We start from the raw sequence: 16,937 nt of genomic DNA, 5'->3' as shown, positions 1-16,937 counted from the left end.
GGAGGTTACTCAATGAAACTGCATCATTTTCTTGCCCTAATCCCATTCGTCGGATTGCTAGGTGGCATTCCATTTGCTAATAAAGTGACACCGTATGTTTTCGGCATGCCTTTCCTTCTATTTTATGTGGTCTTATGGGTAGTGCTGAGTTCAGGTATTATGGCTATCGTCTTCAAATTAGACCCCGAGAATAAGAAGGAGGAAGTACAATGAATATTGCTTTAGTTATCATATTTGGTTTTTTATTGCTATCCATCTTCTTGGGCGTTCGAGCACAAAAAGGCAAGGATATGAACCTTGAACAATGGACAGTCGGCGGCCGCGGATTCGGCACTATCTTTGTCTTCTTGCTGATGGCAGGGGAAATTTATACGACCTTTACATTCCTTGGTGGTAGTGGCTGGGCATATGGTAAAGGTGGTCCAACATACTACATTCTAGGCTATGGCTGTTTGGCTTATATCATGTCGTACTGGTTATTGCCAGCCGTTTGGCGATATGCAAAAGACCACAAGCTGATGAGCCAATCGGACTTCTTTGTCAGCAAATATAAAAGCCCTTATCTAGGCGTATTTGTCTCACTTGTTGGTGTGGCAGCGCTTATTCCATACTTGGTCTTACAGCTTAAAGGTTTGGGGATTATTGTGGCTGAAGCATCTGGTGGCTCTATTTCTTCTACAGCTGCCATTTGGATTGGTGTAATTTCAGTAACTGTCTATGTCATGATTTCAGGTATTCACGGCTCTGCATGGACAGCGGTAATCAAGGATACGATGATACTCGGTATTGTCCTATTCTTAGGAATATATTTGCCGATGCATTATTACGGCGGTTTCCAGCCGATGTTCGAATCAATTGAAGCAGCAAAACCGGGCTTCCTTGCACTTCCAGATGCAGGCTTAAGTACCTCTTGGTTTATTTCAACAGTCTTATTGACTGCACTAGGCTTTTATATGTGGCCTCATACATTCGGTACGATCTACTCTGCCGAAAATGCACGTGTATTTAAGAAAAATGCTATTATCATGCCATTGTATCAGCTAGTATTATTATTTGTATTCTTTGTAGGGTTTGCCGCAATTCTTCAAGTGAAAGGCTTAGAAGGAGCAGATGGAGACCTAGCTTTATTAAAGCTTTCCATGCAAACCTTTGATCCATGGGTTGTCGGATTAATCGGTGCGGCAGGATTGCTGACTGCTATTGTTCCAGGTTCAATGATTATGATGTCTTCATCTACCTTGCTTGCTAAGAATGTTTATAAGGTATTTGTACCGTCAGCTACAGACCAACAAATTTCAAAATTAGCGAAAAACCTTGTGCCAGTTATGGCGATTGTTGCACTGTTCTTTACGTTCAAGGGTGGAGATACACTTGTTACATTACTGTTAATGGGCTATAGCCTAGTAACTCAATTATTCCCTGCACTTGTTTTCAGCCTTGGCAAAAAGAATCCAGTGACAAAGGCGGGTGCCTTCGCAGGTATTGCTGTCGGCGTGTTCATGGTGGCCTACATTACAATCAGTGGCTCTACAATCGGAACACTCTTCCCATCATTGCCGCAATTTGTGAAGGATCTTAACGTGGGCGTAGTAGCGTTGATCGTCAATCTTATTGTGACATTTGGCGTAAGTGCTCTAACTAAACCGCAAGCTACCGTCGAGGATTCTGTTGATAAGCAAGTAGCTTAAATAGTTGTATTACACAAAGTCTTTGGCCTCTTCGGAGGTTGAAGACTTTTTTGATGGGGTCATTTACCCTCGGTGAACGTCGCTTTTCCACCTTTCTTGAGCAATTTACTACCGCTCCCACAACATTTACCATCGCTTTGAGGAAATTTACTACCGAAAGAAAGCAATTAAGTCCCCAGCATCCTCTTGTAATTCACTCATACAGTACGGTGAGTAATAGGAGAAATAATAATTTCACTTATACTGTAATTCCAAAAGATATATTGGAAGTAAAATATAATAAATATTCTAAAAATTATAGATTATCAAAAAATATTGTGTTACTATGATAAAAATTACAGTGACACTGTAATTTAAAAGCATTTCAAAGGATTAAGAAGAATATGATTTACAGTACTACTATAATTTTTTAGGAGTTAGCAACATGGAAGACATCTATAAGAAAATCAAAGAATTAAGGCAGCAAAAGAATTTGACATTAAAAGAGCTAAGCGAAGAGACGGGACTTTCATTAAGTTTTCTTTCACAAATTGAAAGAGGAACTTCTTCATTATCGATTACTTCGCTAAAGAAATTAGCAACTGCTTTGGATGTTCCTATGATCTACTTTTTTGAAGACGATAAAGTAAATCAAAATTATCTCATCAAAAAGCAGGAGCAAAAAACGTTAAAGGTAAATGGAGGAGAGCAGAAGTATATACGGTTATCGGGTGCATTTCCCGATCGCAAACTTGAACCGCTAATAGTAATTCTTCCCCCTCATCTGAAAGAAGAGCACAGCTATAGCCATTTGGGCGAAGAGCTTTACTATGTGTTAGAGGGTGAAGTGATATTTACGATCAATGGGGAGTCTTATCACCTGACAGCTGGGGACACGGTCCATTTTCCTTCAGAACTTTTGCATGCATGGGAAAATCCCACTTCAAAAGAAACTAAGATTTTAAGCGTCTCAACACCTGTTATTTTTTAATTTAAAAAAGGGAGTGTAGATCAAATGAGAGTAGCAACAGATATCGGAGGCACCTTCACAGATTTAGTATACGTTGATGATAGCGGTGTTATTGGAATTGCAAAAAGTAATACGACTCCACCTAATTTTGAAAAAGGCGTTTTAGATGTAATGGAGAAGGCTGATGTTCAAAGTGGAGAGTTATCTACATTTATTCATGGTACTACCGTGATTATTAATGCTTTGACAGAACGTAAGGGTGCAAAAATGGGGTTAATTACTACAAAAGGGTTCCGCGACATCCTTGAAATTGCAAGGGGCAACAGACCGGATCTTTTTAACGTAAGATACGAAAAACCTGAACCGTTTGTTGAACGTCATTTACGCCTTGAGGTGGATGAACGCCTGAATTATAAGGGAGAGGTACTTTCACCGCTGAATCGCAAAGATATTGAAGAGTGTATACAGTACTTTAAAAGTGAAGGCGTCGAATCTATTGCTGTTTCTTACCTGCACTCCTATGTAAATTCAGCTCATGAAGAAGAGACAGTAAAAATAATTAAAGAACTATGGCCGGAAGTGTTTGTCACTGCATCAAGTGATATTACAAAAGAATGGCGTGAATATGAACGAACGAATACAGCAGTTCTAAATGCATATGTGCAACCGGCAGCTACCACATATGTGGATAAGCTGGATAGAGAATTGCAAAAACAAACAAAGAGCGATCAGCGTTACATTATGCAATCAAATGGTGGGACAACGAAGTTTAACAATGCAAAGGAAGCACCTATCAATATGGTTGAATCGGGCCCCGTTGCTGGTATCTATGGGGCTGCAGTGTTAGGTGAATTGATTGGAGAAAAGAATATTATTGCATTTGATATCGGCGGTACAACGGCTAAATGTTCACTAATCGAAAATGGAGAAGTGAAGGTTTCAACAGATTACTATATTGAAAGAGACAGCCGTAACGCGGGCTACCCTATAAAGGCACCTGTAGTTGATATCGTGGAAATCGGCAATGGAGGCGGTTCGATTGCATGGATCGATAATGCAGGTTCTCTAAAAGTAGGGCCTCAATCAGCTGGAGCTCTGCCAGGACCAGTGGCGTATGGATTAGGCGGCACTGAGCCGACTACTACGGACGCTAATTTATTGGCTGGTCGCTTATCACCTAAGAATTTTGATTACGATGTAGATATGGATGAAGTGCGAGAAGCCATTCAAACAAAAGTCGGCAATCAATTTGGCATTACAGCTGAAGAAGCTGCTTTAGGTATTATTCGTATTGCCAATTCGAATATGTTAAATGCTTTAAAGTTAATCTCCATCCGTAAAGGGTATAACCCGCAAGATTTCACTTTATTAGCCTTTGGCGGAGGTGGCTCTATGCATGCGCCAGCTCTTGCTCTTGAACTCGGTGTGAAAAAAGTCGTTGTCCCAATCGCATCTCCGGTATTCTCCGCATGGGGCATGCTGATGACGGACTTGAGACATGATTATATTCAAACCTATATCAAGCGAATGAATGAACTATCTTTAGATGAAATAACTGAACAGTGGGATGAAATTGAGAATCACGCACTTCGTCATTATGAGGATGAAGGCATGACAGAAGATAAAGTAGAGTTCCATCGTTTCGCAGATATGCGTTACCTAGGTCAAGAACACACGGTAAAGGTACCAGTTCCTGTGGGGAAATGGTCGGAAGAAGATAAGAGAGACATTATTGAGAGATTCCATACTCTTCATGAAAAGAACTATACATTTAAATTAGAAGATTCTCCGACTGAAATTGTTAATTTGCACGTAACAGCTTTCGGTAAAGTACCTAAGCCGGTCATTGCAAAAATTGAACGGATAGGGACAGTCCTGGAAGCTCGTAAAGAATTCCGTGCAGTTTACTTTGAGAATAAAGGTTGGATCAATACACCAGTTTATGATCGTGAAAAGCTCCCATCTAATAAGGTCATTAAGGGACCTGCTGTAGTTGAAGAAAAAGCGGCTGTGACGGTTATTTATGAAGGCCAGCAACTGCATTTAGACACCTACGGAAACATCATTATCGAAATGGAGGAAAAGTAATATGATTACTTCTGTGAAAGTGGACCCGTTTACGCTGGAAATTGTGAAAGATTCTCTTTTGGCGGCAGGGGATGAAATGTTTATCGCTCTTGCTCGAACATCGATGAGCCCAATCATTTATGAAGTGTTAGATTATGCAAGTGGTTTAACAGACGCAAAAGGTAATCTTCTTACACAAGGTAATGGTGTCACAGGCTTCATCGGGATGCTTACATTTATGGTGAAAGAAACAATCAAAAAGTATCCAGGCGAAAAAATAAAGCCCGGCGATGTGTTTATTATCAATGATCCATACAATGGTGGGGGCTCCCATCTATCGGATGTAGGGCTTGTAATGCCGATCTTTTACGAGGGAGAGCTGATTGCTTTTTCTGCTAACAAGGCTCACTGGACAGAAGTAGGGGGGAAAGACCCGGGCTCGTTTACGAATGATGCTGTTGATATTTTCCAAGAAGGCCTGCAATTTAATTGTATTAAGCTTTATGATGAAGGCCGCCTAAATGAGGCAATCGTTGAAATCATTCGTTCTAATGTCCGTTTCCCAGACCTTTCATTAGGTGATATGTGGGCTCAGGTTGCTGCATTGCGTACAGGCGACCGCCGTATAAAGGAATTGTGTGATAAACACAGTAAGGAAACAATCGTAGCAGCGATAAATTATCTCTTAGATCATGGTGAAACCATCTCAAGACAAGAGATTAAAAAACTGCCTAAGGGTGTTTTTGAGGCTGAAGATTTTATTGATACGGATGGCATCGGCAATGGCCCATTCAAGATTAAAGTGAAAGTAACGATTACAGATAATGAATTTATATGTGATTTCCGAGGAAGCAGCCCGCAAGTTCCTGGTCCAGTAAACTGTTCATACACAGGTTTAATGTCAGCTGTGCGTACGATTTTCTTAGCTATTACAAATCCTGAACAAGATGTGAATGATGGTGTCTTTAGGCCGCTCCAAGTAATTGTTGATCCAAAATCGATTATGTCGGCTGAGCGTCCTGTTCCAGTGTCAAACTACTTCGAGACATTATTAGGAGGTATGGACTTAGTCTGGAAAGCATTAGCTTCGCATCTTCCAAATCGCCTGACTGCAGGACATCATTTGTCTGTATGCGCTGTAACTCTGTCAGGTAATCATCAGGATACAGACGAGCCATTCCTAATTGTAGAACCATCCGTTGGTGGATGGGGAGGCGGACAGGGCCAAGACGGAGCTTCTGGTCAATTCTGTATGGCTGATGGAGAAACCTATAATGTCCCGGTTGAAGTGGCAGAAACTCGTTATGGTGTGTTGATTGATGAATACAGCCTTCGAGCGGATGGAAATGGTGCCGGTGCAGGGGAATACATTGGCGGAAAAGGGGTCATTCGTTCATATCGTGCATTAACAGATGGACAAGCTGCTACAGTAACCTTTGGGCGTAATAAATTTTATCCTTGGGGTATGAACGGCGGTAACGAAGGCTCGCCAAATGAATTTTATATTCATAAAGCTAGTGGCGAAGTAGACGGACCATATGGTGTGTATCCGCGTTATAAACTACAAAAAAATGATGTGATCCGCTTAATGACTGGAACAGGCGGAGGCTACGGAAGCCCGAAAAAACGCCCGGCAGAACAAGTAGCCAAAGACGTGAAAAATGGATATTTCACCATTGAAGAAGCGAAGGAACACTTCCAAGTGGAAGTAAATCCGATTACCTTTGACTATAAAGAGCTCCCTAGAAGATCATAATTGGAGGAATGAGTATGAAAATCGAACAACCAATGATTACAGAGGATATTGTACAGGTTCTCTTCCAAAATCAGTTTCAAGATGCAGAAGTAAAGTTTGGCTATGTTACCATACCAGCCGGTGAACGGCTTCCTTTAGAGGGAACGACTGTTCATGAAGAGCATGAATACTCCTTTATTATTAAAGGTTCTTTATCTGGCGAAAGTGGTGGAAATCCATACAAGATTCAAGCAGGTGAAGCCTCCTATATTCCAGCAGGCGAATACCATTGGTGTGTAGGCGGAGAAAATGATTGCGAATTAGTATATGCCTTAGTGAAATCTAAGTAATGCAAAGAGAGAATAGAAGCTTTTACAAGTTTTCTATTCTCTCATTTTTTAAAAATGAAAAGGGGGAAACATATGGCACAACCGAATACAGTAGAGGTGGCGGAAAAAACAAACAAAACGAGTGCTGAAGGTTTTATGGAACAAGACCAAGCGTTGGATTCAATTCCAGAATCCCAGCGCCAGCATTGGCTGACACCAGCCATGATTTTTGGCGGTTTAGAATTTACCATTCCGGTTTTGATGGTAGGAGCTTCTCTTGCTGCTAGCTTTGGATTGTCTACCATTCTTGTGATACTGATTATTTCGCTATTCGGTATTCAGTGGATTGGAAATACGCTTCAAGGATATATCGGCGCTAAAACAGGAAGAGCCTCTTCCGTTATAGCGAAGACGAGCTTTGGATCTGTGCAAGCAAAAGTCTTAGTCGGATTGACGATTTTCCTTGTTTCACTTGGCTGGTGGGCAGTTCAAACGGCAGTTGCGGGGAATGCTATATCAGCGATGTTTGGGATTGATTATAAGAATAACTGGATTGGATGGGCCATTGTAACAGTTATTTGTGGTTTACTCTTTGCATTGCCTTCTATTATTGGCTATAGCTCAATGAAATGGACAGATTATATCGCTGTACCAGCAGGCTTACTTTTGATTGCAGGAGGGATATACTATGCCTTAAAGAATACAGGGTGGGAAACCATTAGTTCCTGGCATCCTGAGCCTACCATGTCTATATGGGCAGCTATCAGCCTTGTTATTGGGGTGAATGTTTCTCAGTGGGTGATCGCATCAGATTACACGCGCTATGCAAAACCTACTTGGAAGGATAACTTTATCATTCCGAGTGGCATCGTATTAGTTGGATTCCCTCTTTTCATTGTCGGAGCAATAATGGCAGTAGGCGTAGGTGATGCTGATATTGTGAATGTGATGATGGGCATGGGTTTTCCGATTTGGGGATTTCTAATCCTATGGTTTGCTACATGGACCTCACAGCTTGTAAATAACTATAGCATGGGTCTCGCCTTAGCAAATGTTTTGAATGTGAATTCCGGTAAGGGGCGTGCGCTTTTAACATTATTAGGAACAATACTCGCTATAATAGTTGCACTATTGGGAATTCTTGACCACTTTATGGACTTCTTGTATTTAACTGCTCTATTGTATCCAGCAATCGGTGGAGTAATGATGGCGGACTTCTTCATGATTCGTAAACAGGAGTGGGAAGATAAGAATGGATGGAACTGGATGGCAACGATCGCTTTAGTTGCCGGTATCTTTGTTGGCTATTTGACGCAATATGTATATAATGTAGGGCTCCCAGCAGTCCAATCGCTATTGGTTTCTGCGATTGTCTATATAATTGCTATGCGTGTTAAAAAGAATATTGCACCTGACCATTTTACTGTATGAAGTTATTATAATAAACAATTCAAGAATCCTTATCTTTCCTTATTATAGTATTTAGAGAAAATCAAAACCCAAGTTTGCGGAATATGGCATTCAAGGGTTTTGTTTTTTTATTTACAATTACTGTGAGTAAGAAGGATTATTAAGCTTTATTATCGAAAGAAGTAAATTGATAATCGGGAGTTATGAAAGGTGGTTTTTCTTATGGATTTAGATTTAATGAAATTGTTTGATGGGTATGTTAGAAACTATCATACTTTTAATCTAACAATTTACCATGGTAAACACTCATTTACTATGACTGAAATCGAGCATTTTTCTAGACTAGGTTCTATGTTGGGTTATTTCCCTTTCACGGAAGACACTTGTAATGGTCAAAACAGACCAATGGACTTAACATGGTGGGACAATTGGGATGGTGAATATTGGAATGATTTTGTATTACATTTAGAACGTGAAAACTTATTTAAAAAAGATGAAGAGACTTTGGAAAAGCTTTTTTGTGAACGTGAATATTCACCATCTAATGTTATTGGAATAATGAATGTTCGTAATAAGGAAAGGATTGAAACACTACTTACACAAGCTAAGACTATATGTAATGTTGAGAATGCTCTCCTAGTATTTAAGACAACATCTAGTGGTAAAGCTCAACAATATTATGATGTTGTTTATGCATATCTGCTAAATAAGAAAAAAATCATTGCTACAAAAACTGCTTTTGTTTCCGAACTTTCAGGAACTTTATATATGTATTATAAAAGTGAGAATTGAATGTTATAAATAACTTTATTTCGGAGATGGCACAATTATTCAGTGTAGTTGGAAATAATAAGAAGTAGACTGAAAGTTGTTTATATAACTACATAAATAAAAAACGAGCGGGAAATTGTTTCCACTCGTTTTTTTAATATGAATGTACGGATTATGTAAGGCTTTGTTTAAATCATGCAGCCGAACTTTCTTCATGAACTTCAGCGTCTTCTTTTGCTTTAAAAATAGAAAACAAGTAGCAGCCTGCAATGACGATGATGCTGCCGATCACTTGGATGAACGTCATTCGTTCTCTTAAAAGTAAAAAAGATAAGATGGCTGTAAAAATAGGATTGAAATTCAAGAAAAGGCCAGCAGTTGTTGCGCCGATTTTTTGTACGCCAATATTCCAAAGCACCATACATAGGACTGTAGAGATCAGCCCGGTATAAAAAAGGGCACCCAAGAAGGATGGATTGACATTGGTGATGTGGAAGTCAGCTACATTAAAAGGAATTATGGCGATTAGCCCAAAAATACCTGAATACAAGGTAGCCATTAACGGTGTGGTTTTCGCCATCGCCCATTTACTAAAAACAGAATAAAGCCCCCAAATCAGAACAGCCGCAATCATCCACAAATCACCCACATTGAATTGAAAGGCGAGAAGTAAGCCTAATTTCCCTTTTGTCAGTACAAGCAAAACGCCAAAGAAAGAGGAGGCCATTGCGAGTGTTTGTAATGGAGCAATCCGCTCTTTTAATAGAAAAAAAGAAAAGACAGCGATTGAAATGGTATTAAGTGTGGAAATTAACCCAACATTTGTCGCCGAAGTATGTTCGAGCGCTAAAAATTGAAAAATATTAAATAACACCACGCCTGTCACACCCATCAGTATAAGTGGTAGAAGGGCACTTTTTGATGGCAACAGCTTCTTTTCTTTCCACCATACAAATGGTAGGAGACAAAGTACAGCAATCAACCATCTTAAGGTAGTCAAGGTAATGGGGCTAGCATGGTCTACAAGTGATTTTCCCACTACAAAATTCCCCGCCCATAGAAAACTCGTCAATAACAATAAACATACATACAACATAGGCAAGGTAGCCAGCTCCTTTATTTAAGTATAGCTAATTATAACAAGCATTTCTGAATTTTGAATAAATAAAATTACCCATATAAAGGCCACTCTATATTCCAATGTCCATCAAAGAATTATCACAGCAATAAAAAAACATGCTATATGCCTCTTCTGCTATATGCCTCTTCTGCTAAATGGTTATACCACTTTTATCTGATATCTATGAAGGATTATTGATATTCTCTGAAAGAATTCGGTTCTAATAGACTTTCCTCATCAATATAATAGGTCAAACATTTGAACGAATTTTATTGATGAGAAGAGGTGCATAAAGATGAATCCATTGAAACTTGTAGATGTTTATCGCGGGAAAAAGATAGAAAGCTCTCATTTTGGACATGTAGCAGTTGTTGATTCGGCAGGTACATTACTATATGCAGCGGGTGACCCATATCGAGAAACCTATGCTCGTTCTGCAGTGAAACCGTTGCAAGCTATGCCGATTGTGGAAACGGGAGCAGCGGATCGATATGGGCTAAGTGAACAGGACCTCTCCTTATGTTGTGCATCACATAGCGGAGAAGCACAGCATACCGATCGCGTTTTAGCGATGTTAAAAAGGACAGGCATAGAAGAAGCAGTCTTGCAATGCGGCACCCATATTCCTCATTCGCAGGAAGCTTATAAACAGCTCATGGCAGCCGGAAAGGAACTGACCCCTTTATATAATAATTGTTCAGGGAAGCATACAGGCATGCTAGTGACAGCAAAGCATAACAGTGAATCACTGGAAGACTATTATTTACCTGATCATCCTGTCCAACAACGTATCATGAAGGTGATTTCTGAGGTGACTGAGTATCCAATTGGAAAAATAAAGATTGGGATAGACGGTTGTGGAGTGCCGGTACATGCATTGCCATTAGAACGATTAGCATATGGATTTGCAAGAATGACTCGTCCAAACACATTTTCAGACAGCCGGACCGAAGCGGTTAATCGAATCACTACCGCTATGATGAAATATCCGGAAATGGTTGGTGGGACGGCCCGTTTTTGTACAGATTTTATGAAAGCTGCCGCAGGAAGAATGTTTGGAAAAGCAGGAGCCGAGGCTGTGTACTTAATTGGCGATAAAGAAACTGGCGTCGGCATTGCTATAAAGGTAGAAGACGGGAACAGCAGGGCCGTTTATCCAACAGCATTAGAGGTACTGAGACAGCTGGATTTATTAGATCAAGAACAATTGAATCATTTAAGGCAATATCATCAGCCAGTTTTAAAAAATGCCCGACAAGAGGATATAGGGCAACTTGTTCCATCTTTTATTTTGCGAAAGTGTTAGAAGCAGGGAAAATAAAAATGTCGAGGGGGAAGGGAAATGTTTAAGAAAAGATGTCTATTTGTATGGTTAACTAGTTTATTGGCAGTACTCCTTGTGCTTGCAGGGTGTTCTGGTTCCACAAGCAAAGAACCTAATCCATCCAAGAATGCAAATCCTAAAAACCAATCGCTTGCAAAGAAAGAAGGCAACTCTCTTACGATTGCCATTAAAGATAATCTTGTGAGCATGGATCCACAAGACACAAATGATACACTGTCTGGTTCCATTCAATCCACCATGTTAGAAGGACTTGTTGGCTTTGATAAGGATATGAAAATGATTCCTGTATTGGCGGAAAGCTATAAAGCTAGTAAAGATGCAAAAGAAATCACCTTCAATCTGAGAAAAGGAATAAAGTTTCACGATGGTGCTCCATTTAATGCAAAAGCTGTAAAGGTCAATATCGATCGTGTAGCAAATCCGGATAATAAATTAAAACGTTATAGCATGTTCGAGCTTGTGGAGAAAACAGAAGCGATCGATGATTACACCTTCAAGGTGACATTAAAGAAACCATTTGGTGCAATGCTGAATAACTTCGCCCATCCAGCGGCAAGAATCATGAGCCCTAAAGCCATTAAAAAGTATGGAAAAGATGTTGCGACACATCCAGTTGGCACAGGTCCATTCAAATTTTCTGAGTGGGATCAAAGTGATCATTTAACAGTTGTGAAAAATCCAGATTACTGGCAAGCAGGATTGCCGAAAGTTGATGATATAAAGTTTAAACCAGTGCCGGAAAATGGTGCGCGTGTAGCCATGCTTCAAACAGGCGAAGCTGATTTCATTTATCCAATTCCAACTGAACAAGCTGCTCAAATAAACGGTAAAAACGGAATTGTAGTTGAAAATAAGCCATCCATTGTGGCCCGGTATATGTCGATGAATACCACGAAGAAACCATTTAATGATGTGCGAGTACGCCAGGCAATTAACTATGCTATCAATAAGGAAGCATTTTTAAAAGTGGTTTACCGCGGATATGGAAGTGAAATGGACTCCATTATTCCAGAAGGTCTCCAATTCTATTCTAAGCAAACACCATATCCTTATGATCTTGAAAAAGCAAAAAAATTGTTAAAAGAAGCAGGATACGAGAATGGTTTTGAAACAAAAGTATGGGGCGCGAACAACTCGGATGCTATGAAGGCAATGGAATTCATACAACAGCAACTGAGCCAAGTCGGTATTAAAGTAAACGTGGTCCCAATGGAATCCGGGACACTTTCAGATAAAATATGGTCTGTACAAAATGCAAAAGATGCTGAGGTAGAGCTTTACTATGGCGGTTGGTCTTCTTCTACAGGTGATGCAGACTGGGGAATCCGCCCACTGTTAGCGGGTGATTCAGCTCCTCCAACATCTTATAACGTATCATATTATGAAAATAAAAAAGTAGATGAATTAATTGATGCAGGCCTTCAAACAGCAGACCAAGAAAAACGCAAAGAAGCCTATGCTGAAATGCAAGAAATTATTTGGAAGGATGCTCCATGGGCGTATCTCATGGTTGAAGATACAATGGCAGGCAAAAAGAATTACTTGGAAGGCGTCTATTTACTTCCCGATGGTGCGCTCAGCGCAAGTGAAGCTGAAATTAAAAGATAACACATAGTGAAGAGCGCTAGTTGCAAAATTAGCGCTCACTATTATAAGAACCTTTACTAACAATCTTCGAGGGGGAGGATTATGTTTCACTATACGATTAAGCGCTTATTAGGGATTATTCCAACTCTCTTCATTGTCTCTATTTTTATATTTATGTTTGTGCATATGATTCCAGGAGATCCTGCAAGACTAGTAGCAGGACCTGATGCGAGCTATAAAGATGTAGAGCTTGTACGGCAAGAATTGGGTTTAGATCAACCAAAAGTTAAACAATACTTTGTATATCTAGGAAAAATACTACAGGGCGATTTAGGTACATCAATGAAAACCAAAAGACCTGTATTTGATGAGATAGCGGACAGATTTATGCCCACCTTCTGGTTAACAATTTGGAGTATGGTGTGGGCAATTGTTTTTGGATTGCTGATAGGAGTCATTTCAGCCACAAAGCGAAACAAGTGGCAAGATTACACAGGGATGTTTGGGGCTGTTTCAGGAATCTCGTTGCCATCCTTTTGGTTGGGTTTAATGCTCATTCAATTATTTTCAGTAAAGCTTGGATGGTTTCCAACAGGAGGAATTGAGTCTTGGAAAAGCTATATTCTTCCTTCAGTTACTTTAGGAGCAGGAGTGGCTGCTGTTATAGCGCGTTTTACACGATCTTCTTTAATGGACATCCTAAGAGAAGATTATATTCGGACTGGAAGGGCGAAGGGGCTTAAAGAAAATGTAGTGGTGTGGAATCATGCTTTAAAGAATGCCATGATACCAGTAATAACGATGACTGGATTACAGTTTGGCTTTTTATTGGGAGGATCTATTGTCGTGGAAACTGTATTTAGTTGGCCTGGATTAGGACGTTTGTTAATTGATTCAGTATCGTTTCGCGATTATCCGGTCATTCAAGCAGAAATGCTGCTTTTTGCATTAGAGTTCATTTTGATTAATCTAATTGTGGATGTTTTATATGGGATGATGAATCCGCAAATTCGCTATAAATAATAAAGAGGGGGTAGAGAGTTGAAAAATGGTACTGTGGATCTTCATATAAAAGATGGCCGACAAGAAGCCGAAAAAGTCCGAACCCCGTTTTTAGAGTTCTGGAGAAAATTTAAGAAACAGCGTATTGCAATGATTGCTGCCTTTTTTATTGGATTCTTATTTATTGTGGCGCTATTAGGTCCATTTATTGCACCATATTCAGCTGTAGAGCCGGATTATGAAAATATTTTGAGTTCACCGTCCATGCAGCATTTAGCTGGCACAGATGCATTTGGAAGAGACATCTTTAGCAGAATTATCGAAGGAACAAGAATTTCTCTTTTTGTCGGATTAAGCTCTGTATTTTTCAGTGCTGTTCTTGGAACAATTTTAGGCTTAGTCAGTGGTTATTATGGTGGCTGGCTCGATAATATGATTATGCGAATTTGTGATGTTTTATTTGCCTTTCCCGGCATTTTACTCGCTATTGGGATTATCGCTATCTTGGGGCCAGGGTTAGGGAATGTCGTGATTGCTGTTGCTATTTTTGGTATACCGACTTTTGCGCGAATTGTCAGAAGCAGTACTCTCTCGATTAAAGAAACGTTGTATGTTGAATCGGCCAGGTCAGTTGGAGCATCAGCAAAAAGGATTATATTTAAACACATTTTCCCCAGCACCCTCTCAAGTATCATTGTCTATTTTACGATGCGAATTGGCACAGCGATTTTAACAGCTGCAAGTTTGAGCTTTTTAGGATTGGGTGCACAGCCGCCATCTCCAGAATGGGGTGCCATGCTCAGTGCAGGGAGAGATTTTCTAAACACGGCTCCCCATGTTACGTTTTTCCCCGGTCTATCCATATTTATTACGGTTCTTGCTTTTAATTTGTTAGGTGATGGATTACGAGATGCGCTCGATCCGAAGATGAAAGATTAATAGATAGGGAGCGATCATATGAGTAATAGGTTATTAGAGATATCTAATTTAAAAACTTATTTTTTCGTTGATAATCAACAAATACCTGCAGTGAATGGCGTTGACCTATTTATCAATGAAGGAGAGACACTGGGCATTGTGGGTGAATCCGGATGTGGAAAAAGTGTAACGTCGCTTTCTATTATGGGCTTGCTTGGTCATACACCTGGTAAAGTCGTAGATGGATCTATCAGGTTTAAAGATAGTGATCTTTTAACCCTGCCAGAAGACAAAATGCGTAAAATACGAGGCAATGAAATAGCTATGATCTTTCAAGAACCTATGACATCGCTTAATCCAGTTTATAAAATAGGTCAACAAATTGGAGAGGCAGTTAGGCTACACTTGAAGTATGACAAGAAAAAAACGCGAGAACACGTCATCAACATGTTAAAGCTTGTTGGTATACCTAGAGCAGAAGAGATTATCGATGAATTTCCCCACCAACTTTCCGGCGGCATGAGACAGAGAGTAATGATTGCGATGGCCATGTCTTGTAATCCTACATTATTAATAGCAGATGAACCAACAACTGCATTAGATGTAACCATACAGGCTCAAATATTAGAAATCATGAAAAAGGTGAAACAAGAAAAGGGTACAGCTATGATGCTGATCACTCATGATTTAGGGGTAGTGGCCGAAATGTGTGATCGTATTGTCGTTATGTACGCGGGCAAGGTGGTAGAAGAGGCGGATGTCTTTGAACTATTTGAAAATCCGAAACATCCTTATACAAAGGGCTTGTTAAATTCTGTTCCAAAATTAGGATTGAAATCAGAGCGGCTTACGTCTATTCCGGGTAATGTTCCGACTCCTGCTAATATGCCAAAGGGCTGCAAATTTGCTCCGCGTTGCATAGAAGTAATGGAGATTTGTAAAACGGAAGATCCAGAGTTGAGCCAGATTTCGAATGGACATCAGTGTCGCTGTTTCCTTTATGAGGATGAATTTGTAAAGGAGGCAAAGTAAATGACAGAGCTCTTATTGGAAGTCAAAAATCTAAAAAAACATTTTCCAGTCAACAAAGGTTTGTTTGGGCAGAAAAAGTCTTTTGTTCGAGCAGTGGACGGAGTATCGCTTACTATCGAAAAAGGAGAGACGTTAGGGTTAGTTGGGGAAAGTGGATGCGGCAAGTCTACGACTGGACGAATGATTACAAGACTGCTTGCACCGACTGAGGGAGAAATCTTGTTTGACGGAAGAGATCTTAGTAAGTTAAACGACAAACAAATTCGAGAAGCAAGAAAAGAATTACAAATGATCTTTCAGGATCCATATGCCTCCTTAAATCCACGAATGACGATAGGCGAAACTATTGCTGAGCCCTTAATTGTTCATAATATGATGAACAAAAAAGACAGAATAAAAAAAGTACATGAATTATTAGAATGTGTTGGGCTTACATCCTATCACGCCAATCGTTATCCACATGAATTCAGTGGTGGACAAAGGCAACGAATTGGGATTGCGCGAGCGCTTGCTGTCAATCCGAAATTGATAGTAGCAGATGAACCTGTGTCTGCATTGGATGTGTCCATTCAATCGCAAGTGTTGAATCTCATGCAAGATTTACAAGAGGAATTTGGGTTAACTTATCTCTTCATATCTCATGATTTAAGTGTTGTCGAACATATCAGTGATCGGGTAGGTGTAATGTATCTTGGTAAATTAGTGGAGATTGCTCGGAAAGAGACTTTGTACGAAAATCCAAAGCATCCATACACCAAAGCGTTAATGTCTGCTGTGCCAATAGCTAATCCGCGTGTGAAAAAAGAACGGATTGTTTTACAAGGAGATATACCAAGCCCATCAAATCCACCAACTGGTTGTACGTTCCACCCACGCTGCAATGCCTGTATGGAAATTTGCAAAACCGAAGTTCCTTTATTAAAGGAAACTTCTCCAGGCCATTTTTCTGCTTGTCATTTATATTGAAAAGAGATAGTCTTCAAT

Annotated in this window: 15 protein-coding genes; 14 read left to right on the top strand and 1 reads right to left on the bottom strand. The window is 39.9% G+C overall.

Annotated elements, in window-relative coordinates:
* Positions 1–12 precede the first annotated feature (12 nt).
* The 8 genes from RST01_RS06145 (at position 13) to RST01_RS06110 (ending at position 8,970) form a co-directional block, all read left to right on the top strand.
* Positions 13–213, top strand: coding sequence for a DUF3311 domain-containing protein (locus RST01_RS06145; RefSeq protein ID WP_147195214.1), 201 nt, complete (start codon positions 13–15; stop codon positions 211–213).
* Positions 210–1,688 carry a sodium:solute symporter family protein gene (locus RST01_RS06140; protein WP_147195212.1) on the top strand — a complete coding sequence of 493 codons (1,479 nt, stop codon included), beginning with the start codon at positions 210–212 and terminating at the stop codon, positions 1,686–1,688. Before RST01_RS06145 ends, RST01_RS06140 begins: the two co-directional genes overlap by 4 nt.
* A gap of 424 nt (positions 1,689–2,112) precedes the next feature.
* On the top strand, positions 2,113–2,658 hold the full coding sequence (locus RST01_RS06135; protein ID WP_147195210.1) for a helix-turn-helix domain-containing protein: 546 nt from the start codon (positions 2,113–2,115) through the stop codon (positions 2,656–2,658).
* A gap of 24 nt (positions 2,659–2,682) precedes the next feature.
* Complete coding sequence (locus RST01_RS06130; protein ID WP_147195208.1) at positions 2,683–4,725, top strand: hydantoinase/oxoprolinase family protein; 2,043 nt, start codon at positions 2,683–2,685, stop codon at positions 4,723–4,725.
* 1 nt (position 4,726) lies between these two features.
* Complete coding sequence (locus RST01_RS06125) at positions 4,727–6,460, top strand: hydantoinase B/oxoprolinase family protein (RefSeq protein WP_147195206.1); 1,734 nt, start codon at positions 4,727–4,729, stop codon at positions 6,458–6,460.
* Between the two features lie 14 nt (positions 6,461–6,474).
* A complete protein-coding gene (locus RST01_RS06120) occupies positions 6,475–6,789 on the top strand; it encodes a cupin domain-containing protein (protein WP_244946659.1) in 315 nt (104 codons plus the stop codon).
* 72 nt (positions 6,790–6,861) lie between these two features.
* Complete coding sequence (locus tag RST01_RS06115) at positions 6,862–8,199, top strand: cytosine permease (RefSeq protein WP_147195204.1); 1,338 nt, start codon at positions 6,862–6,864, stop codon at positions 8,197–8,199.
* Positions 8,200–8,400: 201 nt separating this feature from the next.
* Positions 8,401–8,970, top strand: a complete 570-nt coding sequence (locus RST01_RS06110; RefSeq protein WP_147195202.1) for a hypothetical protein — start codon at positions 8,401–8,403, stop codon at positions 8,968–8,970.
* 172 nt (positions 8,971–9,142) lie between these two features.
* On the opposite strand, the gene RST01_RS06105 is transcribed toward RST01_RS06110, so the two are convergent.
* Positions 9,143–10,045: a DMT family transporter gene (locus RST01_RS06105; protein WP_147195690.1), complete on the bottom strand. Its 903-nt coding sequence runs from the start codon at positions 10,043–10,045 to the stop codon at positions 9,143–9,145.
* 319 nt (positions 10,046–10,364) lie between these two features.
* On the opposite strand from RST01_RS06105, the gene RST01_RS06100 reads away from it, so the two are divergent.
* The 6 genes from RST01_RS06100 to RST01_RS06075 all read left to right on the top strand — a co-directional run bounded on the left by RST01_RS06100 (position 10,365) and on the right by RST01_RS06075 (position 16,919).
* Positions 10,365–11,375 carry an asparaginase gene (locus RST01_RS06100; RefSeq protein ID WP_147195201.1) on the top strand — a complete coding sequence of 337 codons (1,011 nt, stop codon included), beginning with the start codon at positions 10,365–10,367 and terminating at the stop codon, positions 11,373–11,375.
* Positions 11,376–11,411: 36 nt separating this feature from the next.
* Positions 11,412–13,022 (top strand): glutathione ABC transporter substrate-binding protein, encoded by a 1,611-nt coding sequence (locus tag RST01_RS06095; protein WP_147195200.1) that lies wholly within the window; start codon positions 11,412–11,414, stop codon positions 13,020–13,022.
* An 81-nt stretch (positions 13,023–13,103) separates the two neighbouring features.
* A complete protein-coding gene (gene gsiC, locus RST01_RS06090; protein WP_147195198.1) occupies positions 13,104–14,024 on the top strand; it encodes a glutathione ABC transporter permease GsiC in 921 nt (306 codons plus the stop codon).
* Between the two features lie 45 nt (positions 14,025–14,069).
* Positions 14,070–14,942 (top strand): nickel transporter permease, encoded by an 873-nt coding sequence (gene nikC / locus RST01_RS06085; RefSeq protein WP_244946671.1) that lies wholly within the window; start codon positions 14,070–14,072, stop codon positions 14,940–14,942.
* Between the two features lie 18 nt (positions 14,943–14,960).
* A complete protein-coding gene (locus RST01_RS06080) occupies positions 14,961–15,953 on the top strand; it encodes an ABC transporter ATP-binding protein (protein WP_147195197.1) in 993 nt (330 codons plus the stop codon).
* A complete protein-coding gene (locus tag RST01_RS06075; RefSeq protein WP_147195195.1) occupies positions 15,954–16,919 on the top strand; it encodes an ABC transporter ATP-binding protein in 966 nt (321 codons plus the stop codon).
* The last annotated feature ends 18 nt before the right edge of the window (positions 16,920–16,937 follow it).

Origin of the sequence: Rummeliibacillus stabekisii (genome assembly GCF_007988965.1) — a bacterium.
Classification (GTDB): domain Bacteria; phylum Bacillota; class Bacilli; order Bacillales_A; family Planococcaceae; genus Rummeliibacillus; species Rummeliibacillus stabekisii.
This window is presented reverse-complemented; position numbering and strand designations above follow the sequence as displayed.

Bases quoted from the DNA above. Each gene is read 5' to 3' on its own strand.
- RST01_RS06145 (WP_147195214.1), top strand. From the start codon at position 13: ATGAAACTGCATCATTTTCTTGCCCTAATCCCATTCGTCGGATTGCTA.
- RST01_RS06140 (WP_147195212.1), top strand. From the start codon at position 210: ATGAATATTGCTTTAGTTATCATATTTGGTTTTTTATTGCTATCCATC.
- RST01_RS06135 (WP_147195210.1), top strand. From the start codon at position 2,113: ATGGAAGACATCTATAAGAAAATCAAAGAATTAAGGCAGCAAAAGAAT.
- RST01_RS06130 (WP_147195208.1), top strand. From the start codon at position 2,683: ATGAGAGTAGCAACAGATATCGGAGGCACCTTCACAGATTTAGTATAC.
- RST01_RS06125 (WP_147195206.1), top strand. From the start codon at position 4,727: ATGATTACTTCTGTGAAAGTGGACCCGTTTACGCTGGAAATTGTGAAA.
- RST01_RS06120 (WP_244946659.1), top strand. From the start codon at position 6,475: ATGAAAATCGAACAACCAATGATTACAGAGGATATTGTACAGGTTCTC.
- RST01_RS06115 (WP_147195204.1), top strand. From the start codon at position 6,862: ATGGCACAACCGAATACAGTAGAGGTGGCGGAAAAAACAAACAAAACG.
- RST01_RS06110 (WP_147195202.1), top strand. From the start codon at position 8,401: ATGGATTTAGATTTAATGAAATTGTTTGATGGGTATGTTAGAAACTAT.
- RST01_RS06105 (WP_147195690.1), bottom strand. From the start codon at position 10,045: ATGTTGTATGTATGTTTATTGTTATTGACGAGTTTTCTATGGGCGGGG.
- RST01_RS06100 (WP_147195201.1), top strand. From the start codon at position 10,365: ATGAATCCATTGAAACTTGTAGATGTTTATCGCGGGAAAAAGATAGAA.
- RST01_RS06095 (WP_147195200.1), top strand. From the start codon at position 11,412: ATGTTTAAGAAAAGATGTCTATTTGTATGGTTAACTAGTTTATTGGCA.
- gsiC (WP_147195198.1), top strand. From the start codon at position 13,104: ATGTTTCACTATACGATTAAGCGCTTATTAGGGATTATTCCAACTCTC.
- RST01_RS06080 (WP_147195197.1), top strand. From the start codon at position 14,961: ATGAGTAATAGGTTATTAGAGATATCTAATTTAAAAACTTATTTTTTC.
- RST01_RS06075 (WP_147195195.1), top strand. From the start codon at position 15,954: ATGACAGAGCTCTTATTGGAAGTCAAAAATCTAAAAAAACATTTTCCA.